This is a genomic window from Arthrobacter sp. MMS18-M83, from assembly GCF_026683955.1.
Lineage (GTDB): Bacteria > Actinomycetota > Actinomycetes > Actinomycetales > Micrococcaceae > Arthrobacter.
In genome coordinates, this window is the sequence record NZ_CP113343.1 from 3,643,286 (window position 1) to 3,663,267 (window position 19,982).

The following is a 19,982-nucleotide window of genomic DNA, read 5'->3' on the forward strand; positions in this document are numbered from 1 at the left end:
CCGATCTGGCGGATCACGAATGATCGGCGCGACAGCGGCAACGTTTTGGGACCTAAAGTCTTGCGTGCTGGGTATCCGGGTCTCCCGGCTCGCTTCAAAGAACTACTCCGCCGGAGTGGAGGTCAACGAGAAAAGTGCTGGTCTTAGTGGCCGGGGAGGCGAATGATGGTAGGCGGCGCTGAGCGTGACGTGCGTCAGACCCGCGTGCTCGAAGCGTTGCGAAGTAGCCGAAGCGCGAAACTTGCCGGGATCTACCACGCGGCGATCGAGACGCTTGCTGTTGCTCCTGTTTCCGGGTTCGAATTGGCGCGGGTGTCGGTCATATGTCACTGCGTGCGCGAGCTCATGAATGGTGTCCCCTCGGCGATGTCGGGAATTGATATTCCGCGGCCGGATCCAAACTCCGATGCTCTAAAGAATCGTTTACCGGACCTTCTCAAAAAAGTCGATCTTGCGGTGGACGACGACCAAGAATCAGTTCCTGTTCCCAATAAGGCGGCGAAGACCCTCGACGAGCTGATCAAGTCGGTTGCCCAGGAACAGGGCCGGAATCGGCGCCTCGCGATTGCGTTCATCACGGATGGCTCGGACGACAAACATCCGGCGATACGGCAGTGGATGTCGGCACAGCGGTTCTTCGCAAGGTGGACGCACCTGGACCGTAAGGAGGACGGCGACCGCGATGCACCCACCGACGTCGTCATCCTTGCAAATCTGCGGATCGTCGAGGACGTCATCGAGACTCGGGCTGGACTCTTTTTCGCGAACCTCGACGCGATCGAGGACATACTGGCTGCAGCGAACGCCGCTGACGCAGGAGGTGAAGCATGATGAACTACCAAAACCCGACGAGCGAGCAGGTCGATGAAGCCGTCCGACGGCTCCTCACACCACAGCTTCGCCGCGCGTTCTTCGAGGGCCTGAAGAATCCGCTCTGGCTTGAGCCCCTTGCCAAGAAGGCCCTGTTCACCAATCCTCCGGAGCCGGAGAAGACCGACGACGGCCTAACCCGCGACATCTACTGGCCGGAACTTGATTATCTTATCCGGGTCGCACACCAGGAGCCGGAGGCCGTCATTGGCATCATCTCGAAGCTCTCGGCGAGCAGCAACTCCTGGGTCCGGAGGGCAGCCTTCACCATCGGCGCACTCGTACCCGCCGGTGAAGCAGCACGGCTCAAGACAGTGCTCAAGGCTTGGCTGCCCACCGGTTGGGGCTGGCGGAGCGATCCACGCGAGATCGTCGACTTCGCGTGTAACTTGCTCGACGGCGGAGAAGTCACGACGGGAAGGTGGGTCACGAACGTACTCTTCCGCCCCGGGCCGGCGGGGGATAGCCGAGCTCCGAAGACGTTTCTTGAGGACTACTGGTACGAGGACGGTCTTCCTCGAGTTGTTGAGGCGCTTGGCGATGACGGTCTGTATGTCGTTCTCCCATGGCTCACGGCTTATGAACGTGAGAGCGGCCGTGTAACCGAGGCGTCCGACTTCACCGTTTTGTCTCGAGATTCGATCCGGACACGTTCCGGTCTCAGTGTCCACGGCTCCGTTGAGCAGTCTCTGATTGACGGAGTACGCGACGCCGCCGTGAAGGCCATGCTCGTTGATCCGGCGAAGGCTAAAACCTCACTTCTTGCATCCCGAACGGTCCTCACGCGCAAGCTCGCTCTCTTCGCAGCCGCTGCAGCGCTTGAATCGGCGGGACTGACCGAGGAACGGACCGATAGTCTCGTTACCGCGGCGACCGAGCTTCTTTTCGATGACGAGTCCCGTGACGATTCATGCCTTATCGAGTACGGGGAGCTCGCTCGGGGAGTTGCCTATGTTGATCGCGCGGCTCTCGAACCTCTGTCGGATTTCCTGGCAAGGGGGCCATCGGTGGGTGTTGAGGATCTTCGGGAGCGTCTCCGCAAGGACCCTGATGAGACTCCGGAAGCGGTCGAGGAAAGGGTTGAGTCGTACCTTTCGGGCTGGAGGCATCGCTGGTTTGCGGCGATCGGAGACGATGCGCTTCCGGCTGACCTGCGGCCTGTGCTCGCTGACCTTGACGCCAGACTTGGCGTGATTGAGGACCCGCTTGCTCCGCCAGTCACCCGTATGCGCTGGGGCGGACCAAACACCCCCATCTCGGCCGATGAGATGGCTGCAATGAGTCCCACCGAGCTCCTCGGCCATCTCGAGAGCTGGCGTTACACCGGGCAAGGTTGGGGGCCCGAACCTTCGCACGAAGGCCAAGGACGCGAGCTAACCAGCCTGCTAACAACGACCCCCATGGCAATCGCCGGCACGAGCGACCTCGTCGACCGTCTGCGCCCAACATACCTACGGGCGATTTTGCAGGGTTGGGAAGCCGCGCTGAAGGCCGACCTCGCGCTGGACTGGGGCCAGACGTCGGAGCTCATCAAAGGCGTACTCATGCACTCGGACAGGTCTGACTTCCCGGTCGAAGGCCGGGACTTTGACGACGATCGAGACTTCCGTTGGGCGAAGGCAGCTGCGGTCAGTCTGCTTGTGCAACTGGTTCGCAAGCGCGAGCACGAGCTGGTGCCATCTGGCGAGCTTGAGAGATTTGCTGAGCTCCTAATCAGCGACGCTGCCGACGAGACGGCCTGGACAGAATACGACGCCGACCGCGAGAGTGGAATGGATCCGCTCACTATTTCACTCAATTGGCAATGGCCCGTCAGACTGCGGGGCCTGATCTATCTAGCTGGACATGGAACGGATGCGCCCTGGGCACAGGCTGCATTGGCTGCGCTGGAGATCGAGGTTGCCCGCACCGACAAGTATGGCGCTGGACGTGCTGTAGTTGGGGAAGGCCTGAGCAGGCTCCTTGTCGGTGTTCCTGTTTGGCTGAACGCACATCTCGAACAGCTCGTCGGATCCGATCAAGGCGTCTCCTCTGCGCAGCAAATCGTGTTGTCGACTGCAATCGCAACTCACTACTACCACCGCGACATGTACGATCTGCTCAGCAGTTCTATGGTCGCTGCTGTAACAGCCGGCGGGTCGATCGAGGCGGGATGGCGGCGCGAATTCAGTCCATTACAGCGGATCGGCGAATGGGTCATCGACGCGTTGATCTACGGGCACAAGACCTTTGATGATTCGTTGGTCAACACATTCTTCGCCGCGGCCGATGCCGCCGTGCGGGGCGATTCGATGGGCAGAGTGGCGTGGTCGTTGTTCCACGCGGATACGGTAGACAACGCGATCCGCGACCGGTTTGCCCACCTATGGGACGAACGCATCCACCATGTTGAAGATCACCCGGACGACCGGGAAGAACTCAAAGACTTCTACTGGCTTGCGAAGGGGAACAAGTTCGCCACCGAGTGGTGGCTGCCACGACTGAGGACAGTAATAGAACTCGAGCCAGGCCTCGTATCCTCGCGATTCATCATCGGCAAGGAGCTCGCTCAGGCTTCGGGCGCGGACCCGAAGAACGCTCTCGCTGTTCTCCAGCAGCTGCTCGGCGGTCACGACCAGCCCGGGATGGTTTCCTACGATCTCACCCAGAACGCGGTTCCGGTGGTAATTGCGAACGCGATCCGATCTGGCGATGACGCTCTGAAGAGCAAAGCCGAGGTGTTCATGAACAAGCTGGGAGCTGAGGGCTACCTTACGCTCAAGTCGGAAGTCAACGCGGTGCTTGAAGGCTCCGTCACTGCAGACGACGTAAAGGACTAGCGTCGTAGCCCGAGCACATCCCGCGGTGGGCTCTGCGGCATACGACGCAATTGCGTCTAATGCCGCTCGTGTTTCACCTCGTCGGGCACCACTTCGACCACAGTGGCTGAAGACCCTGATATCTCAGCGCCCCGTAGTTTCGGATAGCTTCCCAGGATGTACACCATGAAGGCCCTCCTGGGTAAGGGGGCCACGTATCGCCTGTTTGGGCCAACCCGATGTATTGAGACGGCGATGCCCACCCCACCTTTGAGGATTTTCCCTCGACGGAGAAGCTCGTCTCTAGACCTTAGGCCGTCGGACCGCCGTAAGCTTCCCGGCCACCAAACCGCTCAAGCGCAGCAGTAAGATCCGGGGATTCCGTGGCCTTGGCGATGTAGTGCTTTTCCGTAATGGCGGTTCCTGAATGGCCGAGCTGTGCCGCGGCATGTTTCGAGCTGTATTCCTGGTCGATGAGCGTTGCGACTGACTTTCGGAATACGTGCGGGGTAACCCATTCATAGGGGGAGCCGGCGCGTGCGTCCCGCCACTGTCTGCGGAAGTTGTGTGGGCTGCGCACCGTTCCCGTCGACGAGGGGAACAACATGTCCTCGGGCTCGGGCTGTTCGGCCGCGTACTTGCGCTCTAGCGTATGCGCGGCGAAAGGGGGAGCTTCATGGTCCTGAAACCGGCTTTTGTCTTGGGGTGGTCTTGCCGATAGGCACCTCGGCCCTTTTCCATGACAACTGTCCCAGAGATTGTGATGGTTGGTGGCTTTGCTTGCAGGTCGATGTCTTGCCACCGGATAGCAAGGACCTCGCCAATGCGGGCACCGGTTGCCAGGAAGATGTCGAGCACATCAAGCAGATCTGTTGTCCGCGGCCGTCCCTGATGGGCACCGTCGTTCTGCCAGTCGCGGATGATCGTACGGAGCTTCTGAACATCTTTGACGGAGAGGGCTTTGACGTTCTTCGTAGCGATCTTGATGGGTCCGACGTCACGAATCGGATTGCTGTGGAGGGCATCGTGTCTTACGGCCAGCCCGATGATTCCTGTGAGAACGATCTTCGAGTGTCGTGCGGTGGCCGGGTGGTCAGCCGCAACGTTCTTCAAGAAGCGGTCGAGACGGCCGGTAGTAAGTTCATTCAGTCGCAGCCCTGACAGGGCAGGTGCTATGACACGGTTGTAGGTGTCCTTGTAACCGTCGATGGTCCGCCGACCGGCGCGGCCGCTGCTTTCGATCTCGGCGAACCACAGACCGCTTAGCTCCGACAGACGCATGCCACGATTGATCTCGGATTGAATCGGAGCCTGGCGATCCTTGAACATCGACACGAGAGCGCGTTCTGCAGCAGCGCCGGTGTCCCCCCAGGCTTCAGCGGCGCGAGTTATTCCGTCTGTGTCGCGGTATCTGGCAGTGGCCCGCCATCTGCCGCCTGGGATCTTTTGGCGCCGGATTTTGCCCCACGTCCCGAGTGGGAGCGGTGGTCGCGGGGACATCTAAGCTTCTAAGCGAGAGGACAACCACAAGTTGAAGTCGCTACGGCTGATCCGGAGATGTCTGCCGATTCGGTAGGCGCGGGGCCCGAGGTGCTTCACACGCCACTGGTAAAAGGTCTGCTCAGGAATCTGCAACTGGGTGCAGATGTCCTTCGGGGTCAGCCATTGTTCGTCGGCAGACTCTGTCGTGATGCTGCGTTCTGGCGTCGTGGTCATCAGTGTCTCCGTCATGTCCGAGGGTTGATCGCTGGCAGAAGGGCCAGGTGTGTTCCTCGTTCATGGGAACAGACGAGCTAGGCGGCATGACGGTGTGGTGGAAGCTCGCGCCCAAGTCATGGATTTGACGCTGGACTTGTTCGGGGGAGGCGTCGAACTCCCCGGAGGATTGTTGTACGAGACCGGCACGACGCAGCAAATTGAGGTGGCGGCGAATAGTCGACGACGATGCTTGGAGCTCAGTTGAAATTTCGGTGCACGTGGCCGGTCCGTTTCTGACCAGGAACCTGACAATCCGACTTCGCGTTCTATTCATCAAGATGTTCGACATGGAGACCAACAGCCAGAGTATTGATGAAGGATGAGTTGCTGTAGACGGGTCTACAGCAGCAGGGTACGCTTCGCGATGCCGTGTTGGAAGGACCCCGCGCGAATCCCCTTGTTGATTGCTCGGGCATCCCACTCGCGGAATACTGGGATCCAGAGACTCGAGTTCGAGCGGAGCTGTCCGGCGCCGGCAGGCGATGAGGAGTGGGTAATGCGAGAAGACGGGACACGGCGTGGCGACTCGTTGTCTCCCCAGGCGCAACTTGCCCGCCGTCTGAATCTGTTGCTCGACGTCGTCGTTGCCGAGCGCGGGCATCCGGTGACTTTCAAAGAAGTTCAATCGGAACTCGCCGCCAGGGGCATCAAACTCTCCCGGGCCCGCTGGTTTTACATGAAGGAAGGCTCCGGTCGACTGGTCACAGACCCGGTTCTCCTGACCGGCCTGTGCGACATCTTTAACGTCGATCCCTCCTATTTGGTAGGAGGTGACGCCGTTTTGCCTGAACGCATCGATTCCCAGCTTGAGTTCGTCAAGTCCCTCCGTGCGGCCCGGGTCAAGTCTTTTGCTGCTCGAACCCTAGGGGATGTGTCGCCGGAAACGCTGCGCGCGATCTCCGAATTCCTCAATAGGGACATCGGGCTCCACCCGGAAGGGGAACGCGCTGCGGCTATTCCTCCAGCAGATACTGAAGATGAGCCGCCAGTAGTTCCTTGATGCGCTCAGAGTTGGCTGAGTATCGCGGTGAGCGGCCGTGCCTCCGACCGGGTTCCACATCGACGATGATCGCTCCAGACTCTTCAAGGGCCAGGAGGTGTTTGGCCACGCTTGGCTCGCCGGCACTCACCGCATCCACGATGTCTCCGCGGGTTGCCGGGCCGTGCGCTGAAAGATAGCGGAGGATTTCGTTCCGCGACCTATTGCCGAAGGTCGCGACGGCAGCCTCGACGTCGGACGACCAAGCGTCGTCGTGGGGCTGGGTAATCCGCGGCATGGAACCATTCTTACCGAACGCGTAGAGAAAAGTAAGACTCGCAGTCTTGACGATACTTTAATTATTCTTGACAATAGTTTGCATAGCTTTGTTGCGATTGTGGGTGGGGTCGATTCTGGGTGTCACCCCTCTTAGGCGCCGGCGGTTCCGGCGCCGGACTCATCTGAATCTGTTTGTCGAAACGGTGAAGACCATGAGTGTCGATGCCAGGGCAAATCAAGCCCAACAGAAACAACCAACGCCAGCGACCATTGATGTTTCTCTATCCAGGCCTCCCGAGCCTGTACCAATCCCGGTTGACCAGATCATGACGGCCGTCGAGGGGGTGCGACGTTACGTTGTTTCCCACCTATCCCGCATCGGCCGGGCGAGTGACGTGGACGACGTCATGCAAGACGTCCGAGTGGCCGTCTGGGACGGGGTCGCCCGCGGCCACTACCGTCAGCTCCCCGGGGTGCGGTTTGGCGCGTGGGTACAGGGGGTGACTGCCAATGTGTGCGCGGCGCATATCCGTCGCGAACTGTCACATCAGACGCTACCGCTACTGGTCGAACCAAGCTGCGTTGACGGCCCGGCTTCGTCTGACGCGCTCGCTCTCTTGGCTATCGACCGGAACTGGGACAGAGGCGCCGAAGGGGTTATCGACCAGGAGTGGGCGCGAACAATTATCGCCCTGACCCACGCCAGCGTTCATGAGGGGGTCTGGGAGCTTGCCCTAGACAGCCTCAACGGGCCTCGGCGGTACGGACCGCCCTCGCCACAGGACCGCCGCAGATGGCATGCGGTGACAGTAGTCCGCCAGACGGCGCGGACTGTTCAAAGGGCTCTGGACGTGGAGCCTTCTGAGCTTCAAAGCATCGAGGACGTTTGCCGGCATGCTGTTGAATGCTTGCCGACGCCAGTCCTCCGCCGAGTTGCGTCCAGCATCGTTCGTCGAGATGTTCGTGGGCCGGAGAGAAGCCGAGCCGTGGAATCCTTGGCCGCTGAGCTGGGAGTTACCGAACGCTATGTGGCTGTGCAGATCGGCTTCGCCCGACGCCTATACCAAGCGTCGTGGAGGATTCTCCGGAATGGAATGGCGCCGGCCTCCTGAGTCATGTCGTGAGCCCGTACTGCTTGCAATGAAGGGGACGAGGAGGCAAACATGGGGCTGTTGCGGAGGCGTATTCTGCTGGGCTCAGGGAAAAGGCGGTCGTTGTGGATCAGCGTCCTAGTACTTCTGAGCTTGGCGGCAGCAATGATCGTTCTTGCACTCCCTGCGGGCGGAACCCGAACGGAGCCTCCTTCACCTTCGACGGCGGGCCCGGCAACCACAGGACCGGCCACGTCGTCGACCTTCTCGCCATTCGCATCGCCGACCGCAGCTTCCGCGTCGGAAACGCCCCGCGCAATCGGCGAACCGCGCACAACGGACTTCCGCAGACTCGCCGGCACGGCAGCGACGGCGATTTACACCTGGGACACGCGAACGGCGTCGTACTCTGAGGTTTACTCCCGGCTCCGGGACTGGTGGGACGTTCTGCCCGACGGGTCCAACCCCCTAACGGTGTTTGTCCAAGAGTTCGAAGCAACCGGCGTCAACGCGGGAACCTTTGCATCCTTGGCGGGGGAGCGGGCGCGCCGTTCGGCGACGGTCCAGTCCCTTGTGTGCGACGGCGAGCTGGCCAAGGTGCGCGACCACCCGGCGCCGTGGGTTGGCCTTCACGTCTGCACAGCCACTCTGAGCGTTGTGGATCAATCGAACTCGGACCGCAACGCCTATGCAGCTCCCGTGAGCGTCATTCTGAATTGTCCTCCGGCCACTACAGCCCCGATCGATCATTGTGTAGTCGTTGGCTTCTACGCGACGCCGAGCAGGATCGTCTACTGATGCCTTCTCCCGTGGTTCTGGCCGGATTAGCGAAGCGCCGCGCTATTCTGCGGGAATCGACGGCTGTAGTTACGGCACTGACCCTGATCTGTGCCTTGGCGTTTTGCGCTGGAGTGGCAGTGTTTGCCGCCAACTCGGCGACCACCTCTAGTAGTTGCTCGTTCGGTACGATCCCCAATGCACAGCCGACATCGGACGAAGCCACTGGTCTGGAGATTCAGCCACCCAGCCAGGCCCCGGCCACTCTAACTCCCGCACAAGTGGCAGTTGCCCGGATTTACATTGCAGTTGGACAACAAATGGGCGTCCCCAGGGACGGCCAAATCATCGCGATCATGATGGCCCTCCAGGAATCCGGATTAAGAGTCCTGGCGAACACAAACGTTCCTGCTTCGCTCTTGATACGGCATGACGGAGTCGGCAGCGACCACGACTCCCTCGGCACCGCCCAGCAACGTCCATCCTCCGGCTGGGGGACCGTCGAGCAATTGATGGACCCTAACTACAACGCTCGGGCCTTCTATGGTGGACCCACCGGTCCAAACCATGGGAACCCGCCCGGTCTGCTTGAAGTCCCGTCCTGGCAATCCATGGATAAGGGCAGGGCTGCCCAAGCTGTTCAAGTGTCGGCCTTTCCTGAGTTGTACGCTCGGCGGGAACCGGAGGCAACGGCAATCGTTGACGCGCTCGCAGGCGGCACTGCGCCAGCGTCTTGCGACAGCTCTCCTAACGGTTCGGCGGCGCCGGGAATTACGTCAAATTTGAGCCAGATCCGGAAGGACATCCTGCACTTCGCTCAAGAAGGGTTGGGCGGGGCCTACGTGTGGGGTGGAACGGCGTTCAAATCCTGGGACTGCTCGGGTTACGTTCAATGGATCTACAAGCAGGTGGGGATCAACCTCCCACGTGTAGAACAGTGGACCGTGGGGCATCAAACGGACAATCCGCAGCCCGGGGATTTGGTGGTGCAGAACCCGCAGGGGCCCAACAACTGGGGGCATGTCGGCATCTATGCGGGCGCTGGCATGATGTACAGCGCGCTGAACCCGGCTGCTGGGACGTTGCGGCATCCTGTCGATTGGAACACGGGCACGGCATATTTTGATCTCCTGAGATAATTCAGGCCAAGTTCGGCGAAAGACACAATGAAGCAGAAGGGGCTCACGACCATCCTGCTCAATGGCGCTAGGCATCCTGGCGACGCCCCCGGGGACCGTGCGGGCCTGTCTCCGGTCGTACTAGGACTTGGGCCTTGAGGATGGCCGCTTGACTCGGCGAGGGCTACGGACGGCCTGCCAGCCGCCCGCGTTTCCGTACCCCGGCTGCACGTTCGCTTCACCATCCAGGCTCTGAACGGATAACCGCAGACGTCGTCGACGGAGAGCCTAAAGCATCTGCAAATTATGCGCGCCTTTGGCTATTTGAGGTGGGACAGTTAGCTGGACATGACATCGGACAGGACGGAATCAGAAGGCTATGACCAGAATGAGTTTGGCTTCGCTCAGAGCGACGGCACCCGAGGTTCTTGACCGGTACTGCTCTCCATCAAGCCACTATGCCTTCAACACCTATGACGTCCAGGGTGATATTGCTGCCCCACTCTCGCCAAGCGATGTTCTAATGGCCAACCTCTTGAGCTTAAGCCTGCGCTGGCAAGAGGTTATTCCACTGTTTGCCGAGGGTGTTGGGCCGCAACAGCGCCTGCGCGTCGCCCTCGACGTCGCATTGGCTGAATTGAAGGATTTGCCACCCTTCGAGTCGTACGAGACATACGAGGCGCTTGAAGCGGCAGTCGCAAGTCTGTCTGCGGCCAACACCGCCACGGACGGCTATACGAAATGGACTCCGACGACAGTGTCCAAGGTTCTGCACCGCCGTCGGCCTCAAATTGTCCCCTTGAATGACTCGTATGTCCGCACTTTCTACGGCGTGCGGAACAGAAGGGATTCGGCGGCTTTACGGAAGGCTCTGTGGGAGGATCTCCAGGAGCACGGCCCCTGGCTGACGGCACTCGCAAGCACAAAGAAGACGCCGGACGGACACCCACTCACCGTGCTGCGGCTCGCTGACATCCTCATTTGGATGCACATGAAGGACAGGACATAGAGTCTGCTTCGAATGGCTCTCCACAAGAGGGGTCGACCACCGCGGTTAACGTAACTTAGGCGACGAGTTGCGCATCCCTATTCATGCGGCCCTAGCGGGCCGTACCCTTGGCGTCATGACCGTGGGGCCGGCCGGCGAAATCACGTAGGAGGGACTCGCATGATCAGTGCAAGGCTGCTGGCCATAAGCATCACTTTCGTACTGCTTGGTGCGACTGGATGCGGTGCTACAGAGCAATCGACGGTCAGCCGCCCGTCCGCGTCGGCGACTGACGCGCCCACGCCGTCGCCATCACTCATACCGACATCGTCGCCGACAGTTGGACAAGCTACTTGGGGGGATACTGTGACGCTGCCATCTGGGCTTGCTTTTACGGTCACATTCCTCGGGCTACAGCCTGTCCCCTCTGGTCTCAGCGATGTTGGGCCCACATCGGTTTTTCAGGTCACCGTGCACAACGGGACCGCGCAGCAGTTGGATGGCTCTGAATTCGTTTCTATGGGTGGTAGCCCGTCTGTAACTTACGGATCCCTGGGGGAGCAGGCAAACTTCGGGCGCTGGGAAGGCTGGGTGTTTCCGAAAATGTGGACACTGCTCCCAGGGGACACGCAGACAACCAAGGTGGGCTACTACATTCCACCGGCCGGCCAAGACGCCGTGCGCCTAGGGTTTGACGTGCCGCGCTACCTCAGCCCAAGGCCGGCCGTCTTCAAGGGAGCGGTGAGGTAGGCCCGGCGGGGTAAAAGTCAATCCGCCCGGGCAGCCTCATTGAGGCCGCGTGGCAGCAGCTACGGCCGAATGGTTGCGCTAGTATCGCAAGCAGTTGGCGCAAGGAAGCGAACCAGACGAGGGAACGGGATCATGATGGAAACGCACGAAGAAAGCAGTTTGAGTGCATCGCTGTTGGAACTTGGGCGCGGCACACTTCAGGAGTACGCCGAACTCGTAAAGCTGTCGTCTGCGGTTGAGGCTCCTTCGACGCTGCCCGAGTTCTACGCACCGAAGCCCGCGCCGCTTACTTTGTCGATGGCAAGGTAGAAATTTGTCGACTTGGAATGCCCTACTGGACGAATTGAACGCTCTGCCTGACGCCGAGGGCAAGGATAAGTGGCTGACTGACGGCTTCACGGATTCCTTGGCAAAGATCTCGTCGCTGCGCAGTGACCGGAATGTTATCTTCTATGGCTCGGCATTCCTTCAGAAGCAGGCCGTGCCGCAAGAGAACCTCATAATCACGCGTGAAGACATCAATGGATTCATGGGAACTATCAATGGATTTGACAGGAGCAAGGGTCTCACTCTGATCTTGCACACTCCTGGGGGCGTTACGAATGCGGCTGAGAGCATCGTTTCTTACTTGCGCCAGATGTACTCTAGCTTTGAGGTCATCATTCCTGCATATGCCATGTCAGCCGGGACGATGATCAGCTTGGCATCGGACGAGATCGTAATTGCTAAGCATGGTCAGCTTGGACCTATCGATCCTCAGATGCAGTTCACTGCCGGGCGAAGTCATTCTGCACGCGCAGTGGTTGAGCAGTTTCAGACAGCCCAGGCGGCGATCGTAGCCAACCCGATATTGGCCCACGCATGGGCACCAGTAAATTCGGTGCTGGGTCCGTCATTGCTCCAGGAAGCACAGGATGCCCTCGACTATTCTGAACAGATTGTTGGTGACTGGCTGGCACGATACATGTTCAAGCAGGACTCCGATCCCCAAGGCAAAGGGCTGGCTGTGGCGCGGCATTTCAACGATGCCTCAAAGCATAAGAGCCATGGCAAGCGTATTGGCTTCGAGGAAGCCGTTGGCCAGGGGCTGAAAATTTCCCTCCTCGAGGATGACTCCGAGCTTCAGGAGGCGGTTCTTACTGCGTATCACAGAATGACGATTGCCTCTGAGCAGACTCCTCTCACCAAGTTCATTTGGGGCTCCCACGGTTCTCGATGGATCAAACAATGGGCCGGGCAGCAAGTCTAAGTAAGCACGCATCTCTGAACGCCAGTTCGTTCATTGAGGACGCTTCTTCTCCAGGGGGTGTTCCGCGATCCGACTCCTCGTCTATGGGGTGGCCAAATGCGTCAACTCACGTGTGATGCTGCGGTGACGTGGGCAAACGTAATGGGTACGACGGGACTCAAACCCGATTAACGACGGATTTGTAGCGGATTCAGTTGACCCATCCCGAATGCGCGAAAGATGTCATGTCGCTCCGCGCCGTCGCCTCCATGAAGTCGTGAGCCCAGACAGCTCATTCCTCTGGAAGACGACGGACGGAGCACTCGATGTTGTTGGCAGCGGTGGATCCTGGGATCACCCCGAATCCTAACTTTCCCTTTCTTGCCTCGCTCAAGGAGATCGGCGGCGGCATCCTGGTCGGTGCCTTCATTGTCATCGCGATCGTGGCGATCGTTGGTGCGGCAATGCTTTTGGCTGGCAAGTTGAGCCAGTCGTCGCGGCTGGCGTCCGGGGGCGGCATGATCTTGCTCTGGACTGGTCCGGTGGCTGCGATCCTTGGCGGGATCAACGGCTACATTCTTTGGTCCCAGTCGGCGTTCCCGCTCGGATTCTAGGGTCGATCCGTAATGCCGGTTCAGTGTGACCTGAACGGATGGTGGCCGCCCGGGTGTGGCCTTGTCTCCCAGGCGAACGATGGTTTCCTCGGAGCAGTCACGGCCCTTTTTGCGGATATTCTCCAGAACATCGCGTCCTGGATCTGGTCATTCATCACGGGAGCCTTCAGCGTCTCGAATGTAGATGATTCGCAGTGGATCGCCGTGCAGGGGCTGACAAATTGGTGGGTTGTCGTCATGATGACCCCGCTCGTCGTTGCCATGATCCTTCAGCTGCTATCCGGTCTGATCAGCCAGCAGCCCGGCCGCTTGGTGAGGGCCTTAGTTGGTGGCGCCGTCGCCATTCCCATGGTGGCGGGCGCGGTATTCCTGGCCCGTCAGCTCACCAAGGTCGGCGATTCCGCTGCCGCAGCGCTCCTCGACTCCATGGGGACGGATCCCTACGTGGTGTTCATGCGGCTCTTCGGCTTCGAGCGGGCACCTGCGGGATCCGGCCGGGACTGGAACGTGGTGTCGTTGGCTCCCGGCTCGAGCAGCGGGGCGGCCGGGGCAGTGATCGTCACGGCGATGGCCGTCATTGTTGTCTGGATTTTGGCCTTCATCCTTATGTGCTCGATGATCTTCCGGTCATTCGCGCTCATCGTGCTTGCCGCCGTCGCCCCGGTCGCCCTCATGCTCATGCCGTGGGAGAAAACGAAATCCTGGGCACGACGGTGGTGCGAGATCGTCATCGCGCTGCTCCTGGCCAAGCCTCTGGCCGCGACGGTTCTGGCGGTTGCTATCAAACTTTTCGCCGAGTCGAAGTCGTTCGCTGGACTGGCTGCCGGCGTCGTGGGCATGACCCTGGCGTGCGGCGCTCCTCTGATGGCCTTACGGCTTGTTAGTTTTGCCGGCGGGGAGCTGGCGGCGGCTGCACAAACCGCGGGCGGCGGCCACATCCTTTCGCGCAGCTCCAGTTTCACTGCAAGGCAGATCAGCCGACAGGCGGGGGGCCGATTCACGCTCGCCGGGATGGCTGCCCGATCGGCCATGACTCGCCCGATCTCGTCGAGCCGTAAGCAAAACCCGCCACAGGTATTGCCACCAAGAGTGCCGCGGCCGGGGACGCCTTCGGACGCTACGCCGTCCCGGAGTCCCGGTGGCAAACCAGCAGCGATGCTCGAGGCCGCGCCCTCGGCTCCGGATCGAACGTCCCGTCGGGCGCAAAGTGTCGGCGGGCAGCCGCGATCGAATTCGGTGTCACCGACTACGGGGCCGGTTTCCAGCGTCGTTGACGATCCACCTCTGCCTTCGGCGTCGCGTCCCTCGCCAGTTCCTGAGGCCTCTCCTTCGATAGCGCCGGCGGCGACCCCATCGCCCCGCTCACAAACGGTCATGCCGCCCCCGAAAGACGGTGATTCCCGTGTCTGAGAATTCGCGAACCCTCGAGGCCGTCAAGTTTCCTCGTTACGAACGTCGCGGCCTGTTCATGGGCTTGAAGTGGTATCAGTTGCTCCTGCTGGCGTGTGGCGTCCTCGTGGCAAGTGTGGCCTCGGCCGCTAACGGAGCGGTCGGGCTATTCGCGTCGGGGCCGATGTGGCTCGCCCTGATGTTGCTCGGATTGCTGCAGTACTCGCGGATTCCCTACCCCGTATGGGCATGCCATGCTGTCCTGTTCTTCCATCGATCGCTGGTTAGGCAGACCCGGTTTCTCGTACGGCCGGAGAAGGCGGTCCTGGCAGGCCGTCTGGCACTGCCCGGCGGATTGGGAAACCTCGAATTGCGGAGGACGTCGACCGGTGAGTGCATCATCGTGGACCCCCGCGGCAGGGAGGCCATCGCGGTGCTGCGGTGCAGCACAAGGTCTTTTGCGCTTCTGGATACCGACGACAAGGCCTGGGCTGTGCAGGCCTGGTCACGTGTTCAGGCAGGTATGGCCCAGCGCAGCACTGTGGCGAGAATTGCCGTTCAGGACTACACGGTTCCGTATCCGTCGCAGGCGTTGCGTGACTTCTACGAACACGCCGTACCGCATCGGATCGGAGACACAGGAGAACTGAGCTGGGGCGAGCGTTCGTATGAGGATCTGATTTCTGCAGCTGGGTCGGCGATGAGCCACGATCTGCTTTTGACTCTTGTTGTGGACACGGCCAAGGCCCGACGGCGGATCAAAGAGTCGGGCGGGGGTCTGGTGGGCGTTGAACGTGTGCTCCGGCTGGAGGTGGAGGCGATAACCACGGCTCTGGGAACCCACAGCGTCAAGGTCGAGGAGTGGCTCCCCGAGGACGGGATTCTTGACGTCCTCCGCGGCGCCTTCGACCCGGCCGCCGTCGCCGTTCACCGGCCGGCACCAGCCACCGAACCCGAGCGCCACAGCGATACGGCGTCCACGCAGCCGTCAGGCCCTATGGCCGTCGAGGAGCACTGGACCTATGTGCACACCGACTCCGGTTTTCATCAAACGTTCTGGATCGCTGAGTGGCCGCGGCAGAAGGTCTTTCCGGGCTTTCTGCATCCGCTGATCTACGTGGGAGATTTCCGCCATACGGTGACTGAAGTGATCCGAGCAGTGCCCACAACTGAGGCGCTGCGGGATATCCGTTCTGCCCAGGAAGCCCATGAAACCCGGCGTCGAATCAACACAAGGTTCGACAGGCCCCTCACGCGTGAGCAAAGGGCAGAAGAAGAGGAAGTCGCCCAGCGGGAGGAAGAGATCGTCGCGGGCCACGGTGACGTGCGGCCCGCTGCATACGTCACGATAACCGCAGCAACGCTCGAGGATCTGGCGAGACACAGGCAGGAGCTTGAATCGGCGGCTGCAGGGGCCTTCGTTGAATTGCGGTTGCTGGCCGGGCAGCAATGGGCGGCGTTCGTTGCCGGTGCCCTTCCGTTCGGGAGGGGGCTCCGATGAAGCGGACCACCCAAAATGTTCAATACCTCCCGTCGGGTGGCAACCGCCGGGAAAGGAAGGAACGACGCCGGCACGACGGAGCGGGGGAGAGCGGACCGTGGTTGTCTGCCTTGCAGAGCTTCGGAGAGAGGCTCGACGACCGGCTGGATGGTACCGAACACGGTGGGGACTGGGGAAGTAGGGAACCAAACTCTTTGCGCGGTCCGCACCGGCTGCGTCCAGCACCCCACCGCGCTTCCACGCTGACGTTTGCGGCGGCCTATCCGTTCATCACTGAATCGGGTCTGGGCCACGAGGGAACGTACATCGGCACGGACGTCTTTGGATCCGGGGCCTTTTCCTACGATCCGTGGATTCTCTATGACAAGGGCGTCATCAGCGGCCCATCGATCGTTGTCATCGGCACCGTCGGCACCGGCAAATCCATGTGCGGGAAATCCTTGGTGGCCCGCTCGATCACGCTGGGACGGAAGGCGGCCGTGGCGTCTGACCCCAAGGGCGAATGGGTTGCCGTGGCCAAGGCCGTTGGCGGCAAAGTCATTTCCGTCGGCCCCGGTCGCTCAGCCCGTGTGAACCCCCTGGACGCGGGTCCGCGTTCCAGCGCGCTGAGCGAGGCGCAGTGGCAGGCCGTCGTCCGCCAACGCCGTCGCTACCTCTTGGTGGCTTTGGTATCCCTCATGCGGCAGGGCATGTCCCTTCGCCCGGTGGAGCACACGGCGTTGGACATGGCGCTGATGGAGACGGTCGCACAGAACTCGAACCCGACGCTACCCATGGTCCTGGACCACCTGTTGAACCCTTCGAAGGAAACGATCGGGCTCGTCGGCAGGGACGGAGGCACCGCTGTCAGCCACTCGCTGAGGCGCACCGTATCAGGCGACCTGGAAGGCATGTTCGACGCACCTTCCACAGTCGCCTTCGACGCCGACGCACCCATGATGGTGATGGATACCTCCGCCCTGATCGGCGCTTCTGAGCAGGCGCTGTCACTCGCCGCAGCGTGTGGCGCGACTTGGCTGGAGGCGGCGGTCACCAATCCCGACGGCGGCAAACGGCTGGTTGTCTATGACGAGGGTTGGCGGATGCTTGCCGATCCTTACATGCTGGCCAAGATGAGTGAACAGTGGCGACTGGCCCGCACCTACGGGATCGCGAACCTGCTCATCATGCACAAGGTAGCTGACCTCAACGAGATCGGCGACAGCACCAGCGGACACCGCCAAAAAGCCCTCGGGCTCCTCACCGAGGCCGACACCCGCATCATCTACCGCCAGAAGCACGATGCCATGCGCCTGACCAAGGAAGCCCTCGGGTTGACCGAAGCCGAATGCAAACACGTGGAGAACCTTCCCAAGGGCGTAGGGCTTTGGAAAATCGGGAACCGCTCCTTCATCGTGGCCAACCGCGTCACGACCGACGAGCTGGAAGTCTTCGGCACCGACGACCGGATGATCTGATGTTCACTCACCCACGAGCAGGAAACACGAGCCCCCTGATCACCGCCGGACTCGTCACGCTCTCCGGGTTCGTCAGTCTCTCCTTCTTCGTCCAGGGAGCAGCCCGCCTCGTCGTCACGTGGCAGTGCGGCACCACGCCGCCGTCGCCCCCAAATCCGGCGGCCGCCGTCGGACTCCTGACGGGTCGGATCGAATGGATTGTGCGCCGCGATCCCGGCTGCGAGGTCAGCACGGCCGATGTGTGGTGGCTGGTCGGACCTGTGCTCGTCGCGGTCGCCGCGCTCACGGTGTGCGGGATCTGGGCTTGGCGCAGGTGGACGCAGTCAGGGTCGTGGCTGCGGCAGGAGATCCTGAACCGCGACGGCATCGCGCGCCGCTCCGAGATCCTGCACGATTTCGGGGCCAGAGCTGTCCGTAGGCGCGGGAAGTTCACCCGTCCCGGGCTAAGCGACCCGACTGTTCAGGACGTGGCCTGGACGCTCGGCCGCTCACGCGGCATCACGATTCACGTCTCAACAGAAGAATCGATGGTGATCCAGGGGGCACCTCGTTCCGGTAAGGGACTCTACGTGGTGATCAATGCCATTCTGGATGCGCCAGGCGCCGTGGTGACGACGTCCACCCGGGCGGACAACCTCGTGGTCACGATGAAAGCCCGCGCCACGGGCGACAGGCCCGTGACCGTATTCGACCCACAGGGAATGTCAGGACTGCCATCCACGCTGCGCTGGTCTCCGGTCCGCGGCTGCCGGGATCCGGATATCGCCACACGCAGGGCCCTGGTTATCACCGCCGACACGGAGATGAAAGGCGAAAACGCTGCCTGGCAGAAACGCTCCCTATTAGTCCTGCAGTGCCTTCTCCACGCGGCGGCATTGTCCGGCGAAGGTGTCCGTGCATTTCGGCGTTGGTCCTCTAGTCCGGTGCTCGCCCGTGACGCGCTGGAAGTTCTCAGCCGCCCGGGTGCTGCACTGGGGTGGCAGGCCGACCTGATGGGAATCCTCGAAGACGATCCCAGGAATACCTCCAATTCCTGGATCGGGGTCTCGGCCGCCGTCGCGCCCTTGTCTTCGCCCAAAGTGTTGGCTGCACTAGACCCACACGACGAGTCGGAGGAATTCGATCCGAAGAGCTTCATCCGTGATCGCGGAACGCTCTATCTGATCGGCACAAGAGCAGGAGCCGCAGCGGCAGGCCCGTATCTGTCGGCGCTGATAGACGACATTGACTATGCCGCCCGGGAAATGGCGTTCGTCTCGCCGGGCGGTCGACTCGATCCACCCTTGTCTCTGATTCTCGACGAAATCGCCAATCTCGCTCCGTGGCCGGGTTTGCCTATTGCCCTTTCGGACGGCGGCGGAATCGGCATCTCAACGCTCGTGGTGTTGCAGTCGCTGTCCCAGGCCCGGACCGGGTGGTCCATCGACGAGGCCGCCACCATCTGGGATTCGGCCATCATCAAGGTGATCTTCGGCGGCGGCTCCGACGAACGGGACCTCCGCTCACTCGCCGGACTACTGGGGGAGCGGAGCCTCACACTCACCACGCGCTCATGGTCCTCCCAAGGCCGTCAGGACGGAGAACAGATCCGGGAGAGTCCCGTCATCGCCCTCGATGAGATCCGCCGGCTGCCTGCCGGCACGGCCCTCATGCTTGGCCGGCGCACCAGACCGATCCTGTTGGACCTGCGCGAATGGCACAAACGCAAGGACGCAGCCGAACTTGGACGCTCCAAGGCTGAGACCGAACGCGCACTCACCGAGGGACACAAGTTGCGACAGCAAATAGCCGAAGGAACCAACGATGGGGAACTATGACGACGTCGAACACTTTGACATTCCCTCAGCCGGAGCTGACGACGACGAGCTAACAGCCGAGCTGTTCCGCTCGGCCTTCCGAGCTCCGAACGGTTTGCAGGGGACGACCTATCGCTGGCGGGACATGAGCCCTCAGCAGGCCGAAACCGTCTGGGCTGCGCTCGCAGACTGGGTGAGATGGCTGGTCGCGACCTACCAGCTGACGACGTCTGTGGTGCCCGATTGCTGGTGGAAGCACTCCGAGATCGTCGCCGAGCTCTACGCCCTTCAGCGGGCAGAACAGGTCTCCTACGCCACCGACGATGCCGGCTTCGGACCGTTGGCCTTTCACGAGCGGCTCCCACACGCCGTCGAACGCCTAAGAACCCACACCCGCACGGCCGGCTGCGTCGGCCTGCAAACGCACAAAGAACCAGCCCCGAGGCTCCTCGCGGTTGAGGAACCGGAGTTCCTGGAGTGGCAGACCGCTCACCATCAAACTGGTGTTGAGCTCTGAGGTCATGCCGTGAGCCCGGCAGGGGGACATGAACGGATATCCGCGTGTGCGGTTTCAAGAGGCATGGAGGTG

20 protein-coding genes are annotated in these 19,982 nt (G+C 61.2%); 15 read left to right on the forward strand and 5 right to left on the reverse strand.

The features are described from left to right. Nucleotides 1-162: 162 nt before the first annotated feature. Nucleotides 163-831: a hypothetical protein gene (locus OW521_RS17315; protein ID WP_268020817.1), complete on the forward strand. Its 669-nt coding sequence runs from the start codon at nt 163-165 to the stop codon at nt 829-831. Beyond that, nucleotides 828-3,689: a hypothetical protein gene (locus OW521_RS17320; RefSeq protein ID WP_268020818.1), complete on the forward strand. Its 2,862-nt coding sequence runs from the start codon at nt 828-830 to the stop codon at nt 3,687-3,689. Before OW521_RS17315 ends, OW521_RS17320 begins: the two co-directional genes overlap by 4 nt. A gap of 289 nt (nt 3,690-3,978) precedes the next feature. Here OW521_RS17320 and OW521_RS17325 read toward each other — a convergent pair whose 3' ends face one another. The 4 genes from OW521_RS17325 to OW521_RS24420 all read right to left on the reverse strand — a co-directional run bounded on the left by OW521_RS17325 (nt 3,979) and on the right by OW521_RS24420 (nt 6,027). Further along, the gene (locus OW521_RS17325) at nt 3,979-4,248 is read right to left on the reverse strand and encodes a hypothetical protein (protein WP_326493972.1); all 270 of its coding nucleotides are present in this window, start codon (nt 4,246-4,248) and stop codon (nt 3,979-3,981) included. 65 nt (nt 4,249-4,313) lie between these two features. Continuing rightward, complete coding sequence (locus OW521_RS17330; protein ID WP_268020820.1) at nt 4,314-4,949, reverse strand: hypothetical protein; 636 nt, start codon at nt 4,947-4,949, stop codon at nt 4,314-4,316. Between the two features lie 219 nt (nt 4,950-5,168). Then, nucleotides 5,169-5,384, reverse strand: coding sequence for a helix-turn-helix domain-containing protein (locus OW521_RS17335; protein ID WP_268020821.1), 216 nt, complete (start codon nt 5,382-5,384; stop codon nt 5,169-5,171). Further along, nucleotides 5,290-6,027, reverse strand: a complete 738-nt coding sequence (locus OW521_RS24420) for a winged helix-turn-helix domain-containing protein (protein WP_442781169.1) — start codon at nt 6,025-6,027, stop codon at nt 5,290-5,292. The genes OW521_RS17335 and OW521_RS24420 overlap by 95 nt, the downstream gene beginning before the upstream one ends. On the opposite strand from OW521_RS24420, the gene OW521_RS17340 reads away from it, so the two are divergent. After that, on the forward strand, nt 5,923-6,426 hold the full coding sequence (locus tag OW521_RS17340; protein ID WP_268020822.1) for a hypothetical protein: 504 nt from the start codon (nt 5,923-5,925) through the stop codon (nt 6,424-6,426). The two genes, OW521_RS24420 and OW521_RS17340, sit on opposite strands and share 105 nt — an antisense overlap. Here OW521_RS17340 and OW521_RS17345 read toward each other — a convergent pair. Beyond that, nucleotides 6,380-6,703 carry an ArsR/SmtB family transcription factor gene (locus tag OW521_RS17345; protein ID WP_268020823.1) on the reverse strand — a complete coding sequence of 108 codons (324 nt, stop codon included), beginning with the start codon at nt 6,701-6,703 and terminating at the stop codon, nt 6,380-6,382. The two genes, OW521_RS17340 and OW521_RS17345, sit on opposite strands and share 47 nt — an antisense overlap. Nucleotides 6,704-7,010: 307 nt before the next feature. Here OW521_RS17345 and OW521_RS24425 point away from each other — a divergent pair, with 307 nt between their 5' ends. The 12 genes from OW521_RS24425 to OW521_RS17400 all read left to right on the forward strand — a co-directional run bounded on the left by OW521_RS24425 (nt 7,011) and on the right by OW521_RS17400 (nt 19,910). Continuing rightward, entirely contained in the window at nt 7,011-7,796 is a 786-nt protein-coding gene (locus OW521_RS24425) for a sigma factor (protein ID WP_442781170.1), read from the forward strand. 144 nt (nt 7,797-7,940) lie between these two features. Beyond that, nucleotides 7,941-8,573: a hypothetical protein gene (locus OW521_RS17350; RefSeq protein ID WP_268020825.1), complete on the forward strand. Its 633-nt coding sequence runs from the start codon at nt 7,941-7,943 to the stop codon at nt 8,571-8,573. Nucleotides 8,574-8,872: 299 nt separating this feature from the next. Then, entirely contained in the window at nt 8,873-9,691 is an 819-nt protein-coding gene (locus OW521_RS17355) for a C40 family peptidase (RefSeq protein ID WP_268020826.1), read from the forward strand. A 367-nt stretch (nt 9,692-10,058) separates the two neighbouring features. Then, nucleotides 10,059-10,679 carry a DUF6308 family protein gene (locus OW521_RS17360; RefSeq protein WP_268020827.1) on the forward strand — a complete coding sequence of 207 codons (621 nt, stop codon included), beginning with the start codon at nt 10,059-10,061 and terminating at the stop codon, nt 10,677-10,679. A gap of 861 nt (nt 10,680-11,540) precedes the next feature. Then, nucleotides 11,541-11,717, forward strand: coding sequence for a hypothetical protein (locus tag OW521_RS17365; protein ID WP_268020829.1), 177 nt, complete (start codon nt 11,541-11,543; stop codon nt 11,715-11,717). Between the two features lie 34 nt (nt 11,718-11,751). Then, nucleotides 11,752-12,657, forward strand: a complete 906-nt coding sequence (locus tag OW521_RS17370) for an SDH family Clp fold serine proteinase (RefSeq protein ID WP_268020830.1) — start codon at nt 11,752-11,754, stop codon at nt 12,655-12,657. 305 nt (nt 12,658-12,962) lie between these two features. Beyond that, the gene (locus OW521_RS17375; RefSeq protein ID WP_078108165.1) at nt 12,963-13,250 is read left to right on the forward strand and encodes a hypothetical protein; all 288 of its coding nucleotides are present in this window, start codon (nt 12,963-12,965) and stop codon (nt 13,248-13,250) included. A gap of 12 nt (nt 13,251-13,262) precedes the next feature. Beyond that, nucleotides 13,263-14,660: a type IV secretion system protein gene (locus OW521_RS17380; protein ID WP_268020831.1), complete on the forward strand. Its 1,398-nt coding sequence runs from the start codon at nt 13,263-13,265 to the stop codon at nt 14,658-14,660. Continuing rightward, on the forward strand, nt 14,653-16,140 hold the full coding sequence (locus OW521_RS17385; RefSeq protein WP_268020832.1) for an SCO6880 family protein: 1,488 nt from the start codon (nt 14,653-14,655) through the stop codon (nt 16,138-16,140). The genes OW521_RS17380 and OW521_RS17385 overlap by 8 nt, the downstream gene beginning before the upstream one ends. Further along, nucleotides 16,137-17,597, forward strand: coding sequence for an ATP-binding protein (locus tag OW521_RS17390; protein ID WP_268020833.1), 1,461 nt, complete (start codon nt 16,137-16,139; stop codon nt 17,595-17,597). The genes OW521_RS17385 and OW521_RS17390 overlap by 4 nt, the downstream gene beginning before the upstream one ends. Beyond that, on the forward strand, nt 17,597-19,414 hold the full coding sequence (locus OW521_RS17395; RefSeq protein ID WP_268020834.1) for a type IV secretory system conjugative DNA transfer family protein: 1,818 nt from the start codon (nt 17,597-17,599) through the stop codon (nt 19,412-19,414). The genes OW521_RS17390 and OW521_RS17395 overlap by 1 nt, the downstream gene beginning before the upstream one ends. Continuing rightward, the gene (locus OW521_RS17400; RefSeq protein WP_268020835.1) at nt 19,401-19,910 is read left to right on the forward strand and encodes a hypothetical protein; all 510 of its coding nucleotides are present in this window, start codon (nt 19,401-19,403) and stop codon (nt 19,908-19,910) included. The genes OW521_RS17395 and OW521_RS17400 overlap by 14 nt, the downstream gene beginning before the upstream one ends. Nucleotides 19,911-19,982: the final 72 nt, after the last annotated feature.